Genomic DNA, 18,575 nt, shown 5'->3' with positions numbered 1-18,575 from the left:
AAGATGCGGTACGCTATTTTTGTTGCATTTCGGAGTACATCGCATCGACCAACTTACCACTTGGATCACCCGAAAGTTCCCAAGTAAAAATACCCGCTAAGTTGGCTTGTTTCGCCCATTGCGCTTTCGCTTTGATGGAGCGTTGGTCCTCAAAAGAGATAAATACTTTTTTCTCAGGATTCCACAGATACGGCGCTTGAGCGTGCTCATCGTAGTTATATTGGTAACCCTGTTTTTCACCGTAGTTCTTCACCAGATCCCAGAACATAAAGTAACCATTTTCTCCGGTGCCGAACTGCGCCCCTTGCTCAGAAAGTAAGTCTGCTTTTGGCGCTTGGCCGTCGTAATTCTTAGTGCCCTGCCAGCCACGGCCATAAAACGCAGCGCCAATCACCAGTTTCTCACTCGGGATCCCCTGCTCTATCATTTGGTTGATAAAGACGTCAGCGCCCATGCCCCACCAACTGCGTTCTGTGGCATGCAAGTTGGTGGTATGTCCGGTCTGCTGGCCCCAACCACCGAGGAAATCGTAAGTCATGGCAAACATGTTGGTCAGATAAGGTGCGGCCGATTTCCAGTCGATTTGCGCGGCTTTCGCTCCGACACCCACTGCGGTTGATAACTCATACTCACGCTTTGTCTGTTTTTCCAACGCATCTAGGTCAGCACGCATGGTTTTGACCAAATAAGTGAAGGCTTCACGCTCAGCCGCTTTTTGCTCGTCAGACAGCTTGGTTGCTGGGTCCCACGGAGAGGTGGTCAAACCGCCGCCGCCCGGGTATTCCCAGTCAAGATCAATTCCATCAAAGAAATCATATTGATGAATAAGCTCAACGGCGGTTTTCGAGAATTGCGCCATCGCTTTGGGATCTTTGGCCATCGCATGGAACGGCTCAGACATAGTCCATCCACCAAAAGAAGGCAAAATTTTGAGTTGTGGATGTTGCTGCTTCAATTGAGCAAGCTGCGCAAAATGGCCCTTATAAGGCACTTTTACTGACACTTTGCCAAAATCTTTTTCAAGCGCAGCTTCGGTATCCACCACAATAGCACTGAAAGGCGCTTTACCTTCACACTGCTTGGCAACCAGCTTTTGCACGGTGTCAGAGGCCCCTGTATGCGGTCCACACATACTTAAGAAGGCATAAATAACGTGAGTCAGCTTTTCAGCGGGGATATCTTGCACTGTGTAAGGGTTCGATGGATTGGCGTACTGCCAATCGGCAAAGTAACCCGCCACCACTTTGTCGCCCGCGAAAGACGCGGCGCTAAAACAGGTTAAGAGTGCAACAGAGATAAGCGTTTTTTTCATAATTCCCTCCAGAGTTAACCTCACTAAGCTACTCTCAGGAACTGTTTTCATCCCAACAATCTCATCAGGCTGCGAGTCATTTAAGAATTATCGCCGTTAGGTTGCACCCGTTGCACATTTTTTGTGCCAGAAACAAAGCTTCAACTCAAGCTTGCCGACATTGCATCTGCTCATCTAAGTTCAGCACAGTGAGCGCGTTACTGACACTGGTGGCAATCACATCGATAGCGCCAGTACGCAATGCACCAAGCAGCGCTAATGGTTTACTGTTTTCAGCGGCGATGGCAATCACTTCAGAGATGGGACGAAACTCTTCAATCCCTAAGCCAATCACGCGGTCACTCATGACTGTATTGGCGACGTTGCCATGAATATCAAAGAAATCGTAGCCAGCGAAATCCCCCACCACACCTTGCTGCAAACGAGATTGCACCACTTCATCGGGCGTGAACCAACCCAAATCGACCATGTAGCTGTTTTCACTCATATCACCGATACCGACCAGCGCAATGTCCGCTTTGCGTGCCAAATCTAGGGTCTGTTTCACTGTCGCATTTTGCATGAACGCCATCTTTTGCTCGCGGTTTTCTGCGTATGCAGGCGCATAGAGTGTTTCTGATGTGCCACCGTATTTTTTTGCCAGCTGGCGACAAATGTGGTCCGCATTGAACATGCCTCCACGCGGGTGAATGCCGCCAATGGCGCAGACAAATTTACACTCTCTTGGTGTAATAACGCCAACATGATGGGCGACAGCAGAGACATTTCGTCCTTGGCCGACCGACACCACCATGCCATTTTTCAGCGTGCTAGTCAGATAATTCGACACTAACCCTGCCACCTGCTGACGCTGCGCTTCCTCACTGGGTTGATCTAACGCCACTAATGCGCGTTTAACACCAAAGCGGTCAATGAGACGCTGCTCAATTTTAGCGCTAAACACTGGATGATATTTGACAGTGATTTCAACAATCCCTTCGTCTCGTGCTTGTTTGAGCATCCTGCCGACTTTGGCGCGCGACACGGCAAATTTTTTCGATATTTCCTCCTGAGTGGCGCCATCTTGGTAATAAGCCACAGAGATTTCAGTTAGCAAATCGGTACTTTCAACCGATATGTCTTGGTTGGGACTGCTCATTTTTACTCTCACCCTCATCTAGGAGCGCTATTTTACTCACTCATGAGCAAATGCTCATTGACCTAGCATATGTTACACCCTAGCCAAGATGCAACTTTTGCTCACTAAAATGACATTTTCTCAGTAAATAAAATGTTAACCATTCCACTAGGCAAAACCTTATCAAACAAGGGCAAACGTTTATTTACTTTTTCTCCGATTACCCACAAAGAAAAACGTTGATAGAGGTCACCTTCCCCTCCATTCAGCCATTGACTTTCTAGGCTGATAGGATAAATATGGGCACATCATTTACTCAGCCATCGAGCAAATGTTCAAAACAAATGTTCGGTCGCTAAATTTTTTCTGACCAATAGAGAGTGTGACGGAAAATCCGCACTAAACTATTCGCGAGTCAGTTTACAAATGTATTCGCTCTGGCGCTAACCGCCGAGCGGTAGCCCGTTAGATAGGATGATCGATTATGAGCAACAAGTTAGAGCAACTTCGCAAGCTAACCACTGTGGTAGCAGACACTGGTGAAATTGACGCAATCAAGAAATACCAACCAGAAGATGCCACCACTAACCCTTCTCTGATTCTTAAAGCGGCTCAGATCGCTGAGTATGCACCTCTGATCGATGCTTCTATCGAGTATGCAAAAACTCAAAGCGCTGACAAAGCACAGCAGATCCAAGACACTTGCGACATGCTTGCCGTCAACATCGGTAAAGAAATCCTCAAAACGATCCCTGGCCGCATCTCTACAGAAGTGGACGCTCGTCTTTCTTACGATATGGAAGGCAGCGTCGCGAAAGCTCGCCAGCTGGTGAAAATGTACAACGATGCTGGCATCACAAACGACCGCATTCTGATCAAACTGGCGTCTACTTGGGAAGGTATCCGCGCAGCTGAAATCCTAGAGAAAGAAGGCATCAACTGTAACCTGACTCTTTTGTTCTCTTTCGCTCAAGCGCGTGCTTGTGCGGAAGCGGGCGTATTCCTGATCTCTCCATTCGTTGGTCGCATTATGGACTGGTACAAAGCGAAAGAAGGCCGTGATTTCGAAGCATCAGAAGATCCAGGCGTATTGTCTGTCACTAGCATCTACAACTACTACAAAGAGTACGGCTACAAAACCGTCGTTATGGGCGCAAGCTTCCGTAACATCGGTGAGATCCTAGAGCTAGCGGGCTGTGATCGACTGACTATCGCACCTTCTCTACTTGCAGAACTCGAAGCGGCTGAAGGTGAAGTGGTTGAGAAACTGGTTGACTCTAAAGGCGCAGCAGAGCGCCCTGCACCAATGACTCACGCGGAATTCCTATGGGAGCACAACCAAGACCCAATGGCGGTTGAGAAACTGGCAGAAGGTATCCGTAACTTCGCCGTTGACCAAGGCAAACTCGAAGCGATGATTGCAGCTAAACTGTAATCACACAGAATCAAACTAGGGGAACGCAAACGTTCCCCTACTTATTTCCTCTTTAGACTCAAATAATATTCGGTATTTATTATGGATAACGCTCCTCTATCAAGAAAGCATTTAGCTAATGCAATCCGCGCACTCAGCATGGACGGCGTACAAAAAGCAAACTCAGGCCACCCAGGGGCACCTATGGGCATGGCGGACATCGCTGAAGTTCTTTGGCGTGGCCACCTAAACCACAACCCATCAAACCCAGAGTGGGCAGACCGCGACCGTTTCGTGCTGTCTAACGGCCACGGATCTATGCTGATTTACTCGCTACTGCACCTTAGCGGTTACGAGCTTTCTATCGATGATCTGAAGAACTTCCGTCAATTGCACTCTAAGACTCCAGGTCACCCAGAGTACGGCTACGCACCGGGTATCGAGACAACGACAGGCCCGCTAGGCCAAGGCATCACCAACGCTGTTGGTATGGCAATGGCTGAGAAAGCGCTCGCAGCGCAATTCAACAAAGAAGGCCACGACATCGTCGACCACTTCACTTACGTGTTCATGGGTGATGGCTGTTTGATGGAAGGCATTTCGCACGAGGCTTGCTCTCTTGCTGGTACGCTAGGTCTAGGCAAACTGATCGCATTCTGGGATGACAACGGCATCTCTATCGATGGTCACGTCGAAGGCTGGTTCTCTGACGATACGCCTAAGCGTTTTGAAGCATACGGCTGGCACGTTATCCCAGCAGTGGATGGTCACAATGCTGAAGCGATCAACGCAGCAATTGAAGCCGCTAAAGCGGATCCTCGTCCTACGCTAATTTGTACGAAGACTATCATCGGTTTTGGTTCACCAAACAAATCAGGCTCGCACGACTGTCATGGTGCACCGCTAGGCGCGGAAGAAATTGCCGCAGCGCGTGAATTCCTAGGTTGGGAACACCCAGCATTTGAAATCCCTGCTGATGTATACGCACAGTGGGATGCAAAAGCCGCAGGCGCTGCAAAAGAAGCCGCTTGGAACGCGAAGTTCGAGGCATACGCAGCCGAGTACCCTGAGCTTGCCGCAGAGTTCAAACGCCGCGTAAATGGCGAACTGCCAGCGCAGTGGGAAGAGAAAGCAAGCCAAATCATTGCTGATCTTCAAGCAAACCCAGCAAACATTGCGTCACGTAAAGCATCGCAAAACGCGCTAGAAGCGTTTGGTAAAATGCTGCCAGAATTCATGGGCGGCTCTGCTGACCTAGCGCCTTCTAACCTAACCATGTGGTCGGGTTCTAAATCTCTAGAAGCGAACGACTTCTCTGGTAACTACATCCACTACGGTGTACGTGAATTTGGTATGACTGCTATTATGAACGGTATCGCACTACACGGTGGTTTTGTTCCTTACGGCGCAACCTTCCTGATGTTCATGGAATACGCACGTAACGCAATGCGTATGGCGGCTCTGATGAAGATTCAGAACATCCAAGTGTACACGCACGATTCTATCGGCTTGGGTGAAGATGGCCCAACTCACCAACCCGTTGAGCAAATCGCGTCTCTGCGTCTAACACCAAACATGAGCACATGGCGTCCATGTGACCAAGTGGAATCAGCAGTAGCATGGAAACTGGCGATTGAGCGCAAAGATGCACCGTCTGCACTGATTTTCTCGCGTCAAAATCTGGCACAACAAGTTCGCTCTGCTGAGCAAGTGGCAAACATCGCCAAGGGTGGTTACATCCTAAAAGAGAGCGATGGCAAGCCTGAGCTTATCCTTATCGCGACGGGTTCTGAAGTTGAACTCGCAGTGAAAGCCGCTGAGCAGCTAAGCGCAGAAGGTAAGAAAGTACGCGTGGTTTCAATGCCTGCTACTGATACATTCGACAAGCAAGACGCGGCTTACCGTGAAGCAGTTCTGCCATCAGACGTGACAGCACGTATCGCTATCGAAGCGGGCATCGCAGACTTCTGGTACAAGTACGTTGGCTTCGACGGTCGCATCATCGGTATGACGACGTTTGGCGAATCTGCACCCGCTGACCAACTGTTCGAAATGTTCGGCTTCACGGTTGAAAACGTGGTGAACACAGCGAAAGAAATCATCGCTTAAACTTTCAAACTAAGTTCAATTAATACTAAGCCCTGCAAAATTATGTAGGGCTTTTTATATCCCCCCCACATCAATGCTTTACTTTTTTCTCTATAACTCTTCTATAGTTAGAGGTGCAACGAAGAACGACAAATAAGGAACATTCAGTTATGCGCAGCACGAAAGCCTGTCTTATCACTCTCTGTCTATCATTCAGTTTTCCTCTCTTTGCGGCAACATCAATAGCCGATTTACCCAACACAGTATGGGTGGTCGAAAACTATCAGCAACTCCTAAAAATCAATCCTCGCTCACCAGACACGATCAAAACCACTCTGCCAGTGCAAGGGTTAACATCGGGTGAAAATATCATCGGCATTGATTTTAGAGTTGCGCGCGGCGATCTCTATGCCCTGAGTAGCCAAGGACGCATTTTTATCATTAACCTCTCATCGGGTGTCGCAACGCTAGTTCCGGGCTCTAAACCGACTGAACCGATCAACGATGGGCATTGGGGGTTCGATTTTAACCCAGCAGCAGACAAGATGCGTGTGGTCGGAAAACAAAACCTCAATCTGCGCTTGCACCCAGACACTGGAGCAATTATTGATTTTGATGGTAAAACGCTTGGCACTCAAATGGATCCAAGGCTCACTTATGACCAAGGTGATGTCAACGCAGCTTACAAGCCAGATATTGTCGCCGCGGCCTACACTTACAACCAAAACAATGAAAAGCTCACCACCAATTATGCTATCGATAAGCAGCGCGGAACCTTGGTGATGCAAGGCACTATAGAAGGAGCAACGCCTGCCGTTTCTCCCAATCTTGGCGTGCTCTACACCATAGGTGGACTCGGTATCGAACCGATTCAGGACGCCTCGTTGGATATCAGCGATATTAATAATGTTGCGCTTGGCACCATCACCACATCAGCCAGCCTGCCAGTAAAGCTGGTAGTGATTGACCTTACGACTGGCCGAGCCGAGCTGCTTGGCCACTTCCCACGCGGTAAAACAATTACTGGATTGGCGATTGAGCCCTAACTTTTATGAGGTGTACCTTGTACAAAAGACAATGGTGGTTATCGCTGCTTTGCTTCGCAGTTGGTGTTGCACAAGCTGCTGAGATTCGGGTAGAAGTGCAAAATGCGACTGGTGAGCCGTTAGAAAACGCGGTGGTCTTTCTCAAATCAGAACGATTAAAGAGCCAGCTAAAACCGTTGAGCAACATCGAAATGGCACAGAAAAATCGTGCGTTTGTGCCCGGAGTGCTTGTCATTACCCAAGGAACTGCGGTTGATTTTCCCAATCGCGACACAGTCCGCCACCATGTTTACTCTTTTTCGCCAGCAAAAACATTTGAACTCAAGCTCTACATCGACAAACCAGAACAGCCCGTTATCTTCGACCAAGCAGGCGTAGTTGAACTCGGTTGTAACATCCATGACAGCATGCTGGCTTGGATATTGGTATCAGAAACGCCAGTCTATACACAAACCAATCAACAAGGTGAGGCTATTTTTCTCGATCAAATTCCAGAGCACTATGAGATTGATGTGTGGCATGCCAGCCTACCATATGGCTCACCGTTTGTGACTTCAAGCGTGACCGTCGATGCAGAGCCCATTTCACTTCGTATTACCATGCCAGATTCTGGAGGGAGATTGTGAGTCTAAACTGGGCATTTTTCCAAGAGAGTCTATCCAGGCGCTTTATTTTTATCACTTTGTTACTGCTGATTGCTGTGCAGGCCATCAGCCTTACTTTGGTTAATATAACCGTGGACAAACATGTTCGCGAGGAAATCAGACAGTCATTAGAAGTATCAAAACGCGTTTGGAATCAATTGCTGGCACAATCTAATTCCATGTTACAAGAGAGTGCAGAAGTGCTCGCTTCCGACTTCGGTTTTCGCTCTGCCGTCGCCACGCAAGATCAAAGCACCATTGCCTCCGCGCTGTTAAATAACGCCCAGCGCATCAACGCTTCCATCGCTATTTTGATTGATGCCAACTGGCAGCTCAAAGCCGCTTCATCCGAAGCTATCTTGCTTGACGACCCTTCGGTATACAAAGAGATTATCCAACGTTTTGACAAGCAAAAGCCCTTTCAGCTGATGATGTACAGCGGCAAACCGACCCAGTTTGTACTGGCTCCGGTACGTGCTCCGCGAGTGATCGGCTACGTTTTGTTGGGCTTCGATATTGACCAAGAACGCATCTTACAAGCTAGCCAACTGGCGGGGATTGAAATTGCCCTTCTCTCTTCATCAACAGGGGCACAAACCATCAATGTCGTCGCCAGTTCAGAGGCCATTGCTGACTATTTTCGTTCGCAAAACAGCACCATGGCACAAGACGAACACTCACTTCAGGATATAGTGATCAATCAAGAAGTTTTCATCAGTGGGGTAATCAGCGAACAGACCTCGACGCAACATTGGGTTCACGTGGTTTTCCTTGAATCTTTGCCAAAAGCCAGCGAGAAATTTGACCAACTTTCCACTCAATATCTGACGGTGAGTGGTGTTGGCATTATTATCTTCACTTTAGCCATTTTCGCCTTGTCTCACCGAACCATAAAGCCGCTAATTACCCTCACAGAAGCAACCGCTGAGCTAGAGAAAGGTAATTTCTCCTCTGAGATTGAGGGAACGGATCGCCCTGATGAGATCGGCCAACTCGCGCGGGGATTCGATAAAATGCGCAGTAGCATTGAGGAACAGAGAGAAACCATCACTCAACTGGCTTACTTCGATCCTCTGACCAGATTACCAAACCGTCTCAATTTTAAACAAAAGCTCAGCGAAGCAATGGCATCTAACACGTTTAGGCAAATTTCCGTTATTACGCTCAACCTCGATCGCTTTAAGCAAGTGAATGATGTTCTGGGCTATGAGGTCGGTGATCGGGTACTCAAAACCGTTGCCGAGCGTTTAAGTGATGCTTCACGTACGTCCCGAACCATGACGGCTCATGTAAGTGGTGATGAGTTTTCCGTGATGCTGGATACCTCCCAACAATTGCCTTTTGAGGCCGCTCAGCACCTTAAACACAGTTTGGATGATGCGTTTGAAATCGACGGAACGCAGATTGATCTCAGTGTCTCAATTGGCATTGCTTCTTGGCCAACAGACGCTGCCGATCCCGACTCGCTGATTCACGCCTCACAAATTGCCATGTACGCAGCGAAATCCAAAAAAGAGCAGATCGTGGTTTACAGCCAAGCCTTGGTGACGGCGGCTCCACAAAACTTATCACTGCTTTCTGAGTTGCGCCGAGCAGTGCGAGAAAATGAACTGCGAGTTTTCTTACAAGCCAAAGTGGACACAAGATCCGCGGTGGTTTCTGCCGCTGAAGCTTTGATCCGTTGGCAGCATCCCAGTAAAGGTATGATCGCACCCTATCAGTTTGTTCCTTTTGCAGAACAGACCGGTTTTGTGCGTGAAATTACTAAGTGGGTGATTAGAGAGGTCATTAGCCAGTGGCATCACGTGCAACCTCGGCAAGGACAGATGATCATCTCGATTAACTTGTCGACTTGGGATCTCATGACAGGTCAGCTACCTGCTTTTCTTGATTCACAGTTGAACGAATTCAAGGTACCAGCTGAGGGTATCTGTTTAGAAATTACCGAAAGCGCCATCATGGAAGATCCGAAGATTGCCCAACAAACCTTAAATGAACTCGCCGACATGGGCTTTCACCTTTCCATCGACGATTTTGGTACAGGATATTCGTCACTCGGCTATCTAAAACAGCTACCAGTCAATGAGCTTAAAGTCGATAAATCTTTTGTCCTCAATATGATAGAGAACAACAACGACAGAATTATCGTCAATTCCACCATTGAACTGGCGCACAATTTAGGGTTGCGTGTTGTCGCAGAAGGGGTGGAAACCCGCGAACTGTTTGATGCACTTGCGTTACTGCAATGCGATGAAGCACAAGGTTATTACATCAACAAACCGATGCCGATGGAGGAGTTTGTTGCTTGGCGTGACGAGTGGTGCGCTCAGCATACTTAACCTAACGATATGCACCAGTGTTCGCCTTTGTCATACTGGCCTAAAAAAACCCAGCCTGCGCTGGGTTTTATTGTGTTCAGCCATTCAGAACCACTATCGCTCTTGAAAACGCTCAGCTAGTTGATAAAACTCGTTTACTTGATCTTTGAGTTTCAGGCTATTTTCTTCCACGATGCGCGTGGCCGCCAAGTTTTGCTCGGCTGCGGATGCGATAGAGTGAATGTGCTGATTAACATCGCGCGACAGCGTGAGTTGCTTATTGGCCGAATCGGCCACATCTTCCATCAAGCTGTCCATGCTTTGCATCAATTGTTCAACTTCCGCCAGCCGCACGGCGCTTTGCGAGGCACTTTGAGAGCACGCTTCGGTCTGCTCGCGGTTGCTAATAATATCGCTTTGCCAGCCCTGAATCGTGCCCAGCATGTCATCAATGCTGGATTTGATCTGCAATGTCGCTTTCGATGTACGCCCGGATAGTGCTCGCACTTCGTCGGCCACAACGGCAAAACCACGTCCCTGCTCGCCTGCCCGCGCCGCTTCAATCGCCGCGTTTAAAGCCAACAAGTTGGTCTGCTCTGCAATTCCCCCGATCTCTTCCATCAGTTTGCTCACTCTTTCCGCTTGCTCACTGAGTTGATAAGTGGTCTGGGTCGCTTTTTCTGCTTGGCTACTCAAGCGATTCAAATTTTGCTGCGTGTGCTCAATGGTTGCTTTGGTTTGCGCACAACTTTGCACCGTTTCATCTATCAAGCCGTGCGCATTACGAGTGCTATCGAACACCGCATTGGCGGCTTGCTCCATCGAATCCGCGGCATCACGCACTTGACGAATGTCCGTCGCTTGCTGGCCAAGCGCTTGAGAAACTTCTTCCGTCGTCGCGCTCAACTCATCGGCCAAGTTTTGCAGCGGGCGAGCGGAGTCGGTCATTCGGCCCAAAATGGTTCGAATTCGCGCAGAGGCCATTTTTAAATGGAAATCGGCGACAGAAAACGGCGTGTTACCGGAATAGATCAAACGGCTCACACTATCAAACTTGGATTGTAACTTTTTTAGTTGGCTCGGCGTGTCGATCAACTCTTGACGAAACAGTAATCCCAGCGCCGCTGCCGGAAGCAGGTTCGCCAACCAAGCCAATAGGCCTTCAGCATGCAATGCATGGGCGAGCATCGGCGCGGACACTGACCCTAAAAGAATTGCGTAGCGTATGCTGTCACTCAGTTGTAATGACCACGTCCGGCCATTTTTTTCCGCACTGAGCAACGATTGATACGCTTTGGCGGCAATATTAACCCACTCACGTTTTGGCTTAACACGCACCGATTGATAACCACACATAACGCCATTGTCGTAAATTGGGGTGACATAGGCATCAACCCAGTAGTAACCGCCAGATTTAGTGCGATTTTTAACGATGCCACGCCAAGCTCTACCCTGCTTGAGATTTTTCCACATATCACCGAACGCGGCCTTCGGCATGTCCGTATGACGAACGATATTGTGGTTTTGCCCTAGCAACTCATGTTGCTGATATTCCGCAACGCGGCAAAATGCCTCATTGCTGTAGGTAATGACCCCTTTAAGATCGGTAGTAGAAACAAGCTGATCTTGTTCACTTAGCACTGTCTCATGAGCTGATTTCGAAAGACTGACTGACATAGTGGCACATCTTTTTTGTTGGAATAGTTGAACGCCGCAATTTATACACAAATATGAATAATATTACAAAGAGGGATTCGCATTGCTTATCAACAGCATGATAGCCGTCATTATTTTGTGGATTTAATTGATGAGAACTTTCTTACAAGCAGAAAAATGAGCTTTACAACAAAGTTTACCCTTGAAACTTATGGCAACAGAGTTGGGGCTTATGGCAATAGAAAAGGCCAGCTCAACAAGCTGGCCTTTTGGCATGGTTTAGATGCAGGTCTCTAAATTAGAAATGCAATTGAATAACCGAGACTACTACCGCTGCGGGTCGGCGCACCCCTTCGATCTCGACTTTGATTTCGCGTTCAATTTCAAGACCTTTTTTGACCGGTGTCACTTTAGTCAACACGCTTGAAGCACGTAAATTGTTACCCGCTTTGACTGGATAAGGAAAACGCACTTGGTTAAGACCAATGTTCACCACCATTTTCGCCGTCGGAAACAGCGGTTTATCCGCATCCACCGAATCGGTCAACTTGGGCAATAGCGCCAACGTCAGAAATCCGTGTGCAATGGTGGTTTTGAATGGCGATTCAGTGGCCGCGCGCTGAGGATCGGTATGGATCCATTGCATGTCTTCAGTAACTAAACCAAATTGGTTGATACGCTGTTGATCAACATGAATCCAGTCGCCAACGTGGATCACCTGACCAATTTTTCCTTGCAATTCATCGTAGAGTCTTTGCGCTTCTGCATTTAAAACAATCGGTTCCGGTATAGAAACTTCCTCGTTTACCGCAGGCTGCTGATGGTCGCGCACTTTTGAAAAAAGAAAGCTTCCTTGTGCTTTTTCCAAAAAGTCACCCCAATAATCGCGTAGCGTCGGGGACATCCAATTCATAAACTCAGTATGATGTGCAGACCATGCATCAACTTTGTCTCTAAAAAGATTTGTGACTTTCATAAAAAAACCTTGGTTAATGATTTGCCCAACTGGCTCAACCAGTTAATTTTGAAACACTTCACATATTGTTGCAAATACTTTCGGGCGAACAACTGTAATCCAAAAAGGATAAAATCATTAAATATCAATACATTAACAATAAAACATCATTTTATTTATTTTGCCGAGATAGAGTTAATACTCTATAAAATCGCCTTTTTATCGTTCTCCTACCTTAAAGGCAGAGAAGTCGCCATTTGCGCATATCTTCTTCCTTTAACTAGCAAGACAAGCTTGCAAGATAAGCGCCAAATGGTCATTAAGAGCAAGTGACACACCACTAAAAATCCAAACCACATATTGATTCATCCATCAATCAATATGTGGTTTGGCCATGTTAAAATCAGATCCTAGTCAACAGTCTGCTTAAGTCCATTTGAACAAGAAGGGAATATCAGAGAAACTGGTTTAATAAAAACAACTGATTAGTGATACCTTGATGATAAAGTTCGCGGACATTCGTATTCGTCCCAAGTTAATTGCCCTTTTAATCACGTTTGGCATTTTGCCTATGGTATGCGTAACGATTTTCAGTGGACGCATGGCAGGTGATGCGTTAATCGACAAATCGTTTGAAGAGCTACAGGCCATTCAATCGCTACGTTCCACCGCGATTGACACCTTTTTTAGCAAGCGACTGCTTGATATCAGTATGTTTGCTTCCACATCGGAAATGCTCGATTTTAGCCAGAAACTCAGTGAGTCCGTGACCACTGCATCGCAAAGTCAACTCGAAGAAACATTGCGGCACTTCGTCGAATCTTATGGCTATCGCGATCTGTTTATCCTTTCGCCGCAAAACGGGAAAATCCTCTACGCTTTGCGAGACAAGAGCCGTATCCGCACCATCAATCTCAGCTATGAGTCGAGCGATCCGGCCCTCGCCCGACTTTGGGCCAAAGAGCTGAGCCACCCGCGTGCACTTTTTACCGACTTTGCCAAAAGCAAGGCCGCGGATAATCAGTACGTCGCTTACTTTTCTGCGCCGATTTTGGACCAAGAAGGCAAGTTGATTGCCATTGTCGCCGTGCAAGTGATGCCGGAATTGGTAACCGAAATCGTCAATTCCCGTGTCGGCATGGGAGAAACAGGCGAGTCCTATATTATTGGTCTTGAACACGCGACGGATACATTCTCGCTGCGCTCAGATCTGGTTACGATGGGCAACGGCCTATATGTGGTTGGCTACAGACTCAGCAGTGGTGAGCCCGATTACTGGCGCGATGCGCAATCGGCGGGCGAGCGCGGCGGGCAAGGCATTTATATCGATAGCCTTGGCCTTCCGGTTCTGGTTACCTTCGATAAGTTGAGCATCCCTGGGCACGACTGGTATCTGATCTCCAAAATCAACCAAGACGAAGTCACCACTTCGGTTTATCACGTGTACCAGATCCTGCTGGCAGTCGGCGTGGCTTTGTTTGTTATCGTCTGCTTTATTGCTATCAAGTTTTCCTCGTCGGTTACTCAGCCTTTGCTCGAAAGCATGGGGTTTGCTCAGCGCATTGCCGAGGGCGACTTAGAGTCCGCGTTAACCATTGACCGCAAAGACGAGCTCGGCGAATTAAGCCGTTCACTCAACAATATGGCTTCGCAACTGCGCGACTTAGACTGGCTGAAATCTGGCAAAGAGATGTTGGACAATGAAATCCGTGGCGATCTCAGCCTCGATCTGTTGTCAGACAAGTTTATTGCTTTTTTTACCAAACACATGAATGCCCAGTTGGGCGCGCTCTATCTGTTTGAAAACGACCGATTGGAGCTGCACGCCTCCTATGCGTTTTCCGATCGCCATGGCAATTTCAATCAACTCAAACTCGGCGAAGGCATGGTCGGTCAAGCGGCACTCGAGCGCCAAGTGATCGCCTTTAACCATCTGCAACACAATGTGCCGAGCTACAATTTTGCCGCTGGGGAAACTATTCCAAGTCATTTTCTCGCCATCCCATTAGCGGTTGATGAACAGTTAATTGGCGTCGTGATGCTCGGTTCAAACCAAGCCTACAGCTCGATTCAACGCCGCTTTGTCGATGAGATCGTCAGCAATCTCGCCATTGTGTTTAACGCCACCAAAGCGCGTTTGGTGATTAACTCACTGCTACTGGAAACGCAGCAGCAGAAAGAGAGCCTAAGCAAAGCGAACGAAGAGTTGGAACAGCAGACTCAAGCGCTGCGCGCCTCGGAAGAGGAGTTGCAGGCGCAGCAGGAAGAGCTGCGCGTCACCAACGAAGAACTGCAAGAGCAAACCAAAGTGCTCAAAGAATCGGAAGCCGAGCTGCAAGCCCAGCAAGAAGAGCTACGCGTCACCAACGAAGAGTTGGAAGAGCGAACCAAAGCGCTTGAGCAGCAGCAAAACGAGATGAAAGAGAAAAATGAGGCGCTGCGAGAGGCGCAGCAAGTGGTGGAAGAAAAAGCCAAAGAGTTGGAAATCGCCAGCAAGTACAAGTCTGAGTTCTTGGCGAACATGTCGCACGAACTGCGCACACCGCTTAACAGTATTTTGATCCTCTCGCAGTTGTTCGCCAACAACAAAGACGGCAACTTAACCGACAAACAGATCGAATCGGCTAAGGCAATCAACTCATCGGGTTCTGATCTGCTCTCTTTGATTAACGAAATTCTCGATCTTTCCAAAGTTGAAGCTGGGAAAATCGACTTGCATATTGAGGATGTATCGCTTGCCAGCATAGAGCAGGATTTGTTGCGCCTGTACAAAGAGATAGCCGACGACAAAGGGCTCGATTTCCAAGTCATCTGTGCCGGCAACTTGCCCGCGAGCCTTGAGAGTGACTCGCAGCGACTGCAGCAAATTCTGCGCAATCTACTCACCAACGCATTCAAATTCACCCATGAAGGTGCCGTGACGCTGAACATGGCTCATCCGTCACAAGAGCTGGCAAAACTGCTCAACAAGCCACGTGAAGAGTTAATCGCATTCTCAGTACGCGATGACGGCATCGGCATTAAGCAAGATCAGCAAGTGGCGATTTTCCAAGCCTTCCAGCAAGCCGATGGCAGCACCAGCCGTAAATATGGCGGCACAGGGCTCGGCTTGTCTATCTCCAAAGAGCTGGCCCATTTGCTCGGCGGTCGTATTCATCTTAAGAGTGAAGAAGGAAAAGGCAGCACCTTTACCGTGGTGTTCCCGTTGAAATACACCGAAAAGGCACGTAATGAGATGGAAAGCTTGCCGCAGATTAGCCTCGCGCCACTGGAAATCACCGAACGCGATGCGCCAGTAGAAGCGCAAGAACATGCGGTGGTATCCACACCCGCGCCGCAACCGCCCATAAGTGTCGAGAAAGCAGAACCCGTTCTCAGCGCCAGTGACAGTTATGTGGAAGACGACCGACAATCGATTGTCGCCGAAGATCGCACCTTGTTGATCATTGAAGATGATCGCGCGTTTGCTGGTGTCATGCGTGATTTTGGCCGTGAGCGAGGCTTTAAATGCATTGTCGCCGAAACAGGTGAAAGCGGCTTGCACTTTGCTCAATACTACAACCCGAGCGCCATCATTTTGGACATTGGCTTGCCCGGCATCGACGGTTGGACCGTGATGGAGCGTCTCAAAGAGAACCCAGAAACGCGCCACATTCCAGTACATTTCATGTCGGCCAACGACGCCAATTTGGATGCGCTACGTATGGGCGCGATTGGCTACCTCACCAAACCGGTCGATATGAAAAAACTCGAGAAGGCGTTTGGCAATATTGAAGAGATTATCTCCAAACCCGTGAAGCGCCTTCTGGTGGTGGAAGACGATGCCATACAACAAGAGAGCATTCGCCAACTGATTGGCGAAGATGACGTGCATATTGTTACCGTGCCAACGGGCGAGAAAGCGTTGAGTGAGTTGGAGTCGGCACGTTATGACTGCATGGTGCTGGATTTGGGCCTTGAGGATATGACCGGTTTTGAGCTACTGGAGCGTATTCGCCGCAGCGAAACAGCGGCGCGCGTCCCCATTATTGTGTATACCGGGCGCGAGTTGAGCAAAGAAGAAGAGAAAGAGTTAAACCGCTACGCCGAGAGCATCATCATCAAGGGGGTCAAATCTCCTGAGCGCTTGCTGGATGAATCCGCGCTCTTCCTTCACCGCGTGGAAGCCAACCTGCCGAGAGAACAGCAAGGTATGTTGCGCGCAGTGCACAATAAAGAATCGGTTCTGATCGGCAAAAAAGTTTTGCTGGTTGACGACGATATGCGTAATGTGTTTGCTCTCTCCAGCATTTTAGAAGACAAAGGCATGGATATTGTCATTGCCCGAGATGGTTTGGAGAGCCTAGATAAGTTAAAAGAAAACCCGGATATTGATGTCGTATTAATGGACATCATGATGCCAAGGATGGATGGTTACGAAGCCATGGAAGAGATTCGTAAACAAAAAGTTTACGAAAAGCTGCCAGTGATCGCGCTGACGGCAAAGGCGATGAAGGGCGATAGAAGTAAGTGTATTGAAGCAGGTGCGAGCGATTATCTCGCCAAGCCAGTCAATACCGATAAGTTATTGTCAATGTTGCGAGTATGGTTGTACTGAAATGGAAAGCGTGACTGATCTTTCAAACGAACAATTAGAAATTCAACTGCTGTTGGAAGCGATCTATCGCAAATATGGCTATGACTTTCGCGAATATTCGCTCGCTCATACCAAGCGACGACTCGAATATCGACGTGCGATTGAAGGCATGTCGAACTATTCGCAAATGCAGCACAAAGTCATCAACGACGCGCGTTTTTTTGATCAAATGCTGCTCGATCTCTCCATCAACGTCACGGAAATGTTCCGCGACCCTTGGTTCTACAAAAAGGTTCGTGAGCTGATTATTCCTCATTTGCAGACCTATCCGTTTGTCAAAATTTGGCATGCGGGCTGTTCAGCAGGTCAAGAAGTCTACTCGATGGGCATCATGCTGGAAGAAGAAGGGATGAAAGATCGTGCGCAAATTTACGCGACCGATTTCAACGAAGCCATTTTGGAAAAAGCCAAAAAAGGCATCTATCCGATGGACTTGGTCCGCCAATACACCGCCAACTACCAAGCAGCGGGGGGCAACGCATCTTTCTCTGACTACTACATTGCCGACTACGACAGTGTGATCATGAAACTCGCGCTGCGCGATAAAATGTTGTTCACCCCACACAACTTAGCCACCGACGGTGTGTTTGGTGAAATGAATGTGATTTTTTGTCGTAACGTATTGATTTATTTCAACAGAGAGCTGCAAAACCGCGTGTTTAAACTTTTCTACGACAGCTTAGTACCGGGCGGTTTTCTCTGCCTCGGCTCGAAAGAATCGCTGCGTTTTTCTGATATCGCGGACAAGTTTGATTTGGTCTCAGAAAAAGAAAAGATTTATCGCAAGAAACGGATTAGGTGATACATGAGTTGTCGTGGCCACACATACAGCGCAGTTGTTATTGGCGCATCCGCAGGCGGCCTTGCAGCCGTTGGAGCGGTATTGCGTCAGTTGAAGGATTCATTTTGCTTACCGGTTTTGCTGGTACAGCACATTAGTCCCTCGCCAGAAAGTTACATGGCCACGCACTTTGACAGCAAAAGCCACCTGAGCGTGCAAGAAGCCGAAGACAAACTGCCCATCCGCCGCGGCAATATGTACATCGCTCCGCCCAACTACCACATGATGGTAGAAGTCGATGGCTGTATTGCACTTTCAGTCGATCCACCTGTGAATTATTCACGGCCATCGATTGATGTGTTGTTTGAAACCGCCGCCGATTATTATGGCCCATCGTTGGTTGGTGTGGTATTGACGGGCGCGAATTCCGACGGCGCGCTTGGGCTGAAAAAAATCAAACAAATGGGCGGACTGGCCGTCGTTCAATCCGTCGAAAGTGCCGAGGCGCAGGCCATGCCAGCCGCCGCGATTGAAACGGCCAATGTCGATCATATCCTCCCTTTGGACGAAATTGGTCATTTCTTAAATTCTCTATGTGACTGTTAACC

General features: G+C 48.4%; 12 protein-coding genes. 8 read left to right on the top strand and 4 right to left on the bottom strand.

Features of this window, described 5'->3' with window-relative positions; translation table 11 throughout:
* Nucleotides 1-13: 13 nt before the first annotated feature.
* The gene (locus tag I3X05_RS22220) at nt 14-1,312 is read right to left on the bottom strand and encodes a glycoside hydrolase family 18 protein (RefSeq protein WP_337971264.1); all 1,299 of its coding nucleotides are present in this window, start codon (nt 1,310-1,312) and stop codon (nt 14-16) included.
* A 145-nt stretch (nt 1,313-1,457) separates the two neighbouring features.
* Complete coding sequence (locus tag I3X05_RS22215; protein WP_337971263.1) at nt 1,458-2,450, bottom strand: sugar-binding transcriptional regulator; 993 nt, start codon at nt 2,448-2,450, stop codon at nt 1,458-1,460.
* 463 nt (nt 2,451-2,913) lie between these two features.
* Between I3X05_RS22215 and tal the strand changes: the two genes are divergently transcribed.
* From tal to I3X05_RS22190, 5 genes are all read left to right on the top strand, one after another.
* A complete protein-coding gene (gene tal, locus I3X05_RS22210; protein ID WP_337971262.1) occupies nt 2,914-3,864 on the top strand; it encodes a transaldolase in 951 nt (316 codons plus the stop codon).
* 81 nt (nt 3,865-3,945) lie between these two features.
* Entirely contained in the window at nt 3,946-5,952 is a 2,007-nt protein-coding gene (tkt, locus tag I3X05_RS22205) for a transketolase (protein ID WP_337971261.1), read from the top strand.
* Nucleotides 5,953-6,101: 149 nt separating this feature from the next.
* The gene (locus tag I3X05_RS22200; RefSeq protein ID WP_337971260.1) at nt 6,102-6,977 is read left to right on the top strand and encodes a DUF4394 domain-containing protein; all 876 of its coding nucleotides are present in this window, start codon (nt 6,102-6,104) and stop codon (nt 6,975-6,977) included.
* Nucleotides 6,978-6,994: 17 nt separating this feature from the next.
* Nucleotides 6,995-7,603 (top strand): methylamine utilization protein, encoded by a 609-nt coding sequence (locus I3X05_RS22195; protein WP_139046270.1) that lies wholly within the window; start codon nt 6,995-6,997, stop codon nt 7,601-7,603.
* Entirely contained in the window at nt 7,600-9,960 is a 2,361-nt protein-coding gene (locus I3X05_RS22190; RefSeq protein ID WP_045569431.1) for a bifunctional diguanylate cyclase/phosphodiesterase, read from the top strand. The genes I3X05_RS22195 and I3X05_RS22190 overlap by 4 nt, the downstream gene beginning before the upstream one ends.
* A 93-nt stretch (nt 9,961-10,053) precedes the next feature.
* On the opposite strand, the gene I3X05_RS22185 is transcribed toward I3X05_RS22190, so the two are convergent.
* Nucleotides 10,054-11,616 carry a methyl-accepting chemotaxis protein gene (locus I3X05_RS22185; RefSeq protein ID WP_045569432.1) on the bottom strand — a complete coding sequence of 521 codons (1,563 nt, stop codon included), beginning with the start codon at nt 11,614-11,616 and terminating at the stop codon, nt 10,054-10,056.
* 277 nt (nt 11,617-11,893) lie between these two features.
* Nucleotides 11,894-12,571: a MaoC family dehydratase gene (locus tag I3X05_RS22180; RefSeq protein WP_045569433.1), complete on the bottom strand. Its 678-nt coding sequence runs from the start codon at nt 12,569-12,571 to the stop codon at nt 11,894-11,896.
* 478 nt (nt 12,572-13,049) lie between these two features.
* Between I3X05_RS22180 and I3X05_RS22175 the strand changes: the two genes are divergently transcribed.
* Genes I3X05_RS22175 through I3X05_RS22165 form a run of 3 tightly spaced genes read left to right on the top strand, consistent with a single transcriptional unit; the run spans nt 13,050 to nt 18,573 of the window.
* Nucleotides 13,050-17,147, top strand: coding sequence for a response regulator (locus I3X05_RS22175; protein ID WP_045569434.1), 4,098 nt, complete (start codon nt 13,050-13,052; stop codon nt 17,145-17,147).
* A 1-nt stretch (nt 17,148) separates the two neighbouring features.
* Nucleotides 17,149-17,988, top strand: coding sequence for a CheR family methyltransferase (locus I3X05_RS22170; protein ID WP_045569435.1), 840 nt, complete (start codon nt 17,149-17,151; stop codon nt 17,986-17,988).
* Nucleotides 17,989-17,991: 3 nt separating this feature from the next.
* Nucleotides 17,992-18,573: a chemotaxis protein CheB gene (locus tag I3X05_RS22165; RefSeq protein WP_045569436.1), complete on the top strand. Its 582-nt coding sequence runs from the start codon at nt 17,992-17,994 to the stop codon at nt 18,571-18,573.
* Nucleotides 18,574-18,575: the final 2 nt, after the last annotated feature.

Origin of the sequence: Vibrio navarrensis (assembly GCF_015767675.1) — a bacterium.
Lineage (GTDB): Bacteria > Pseudomonadota > Gammaproteobacteria > Enterobacterales > Vibrionaceae > Vibrio.
This window is presented reverse-complemented; position numbering and strand designations above follow the sequence as displayed.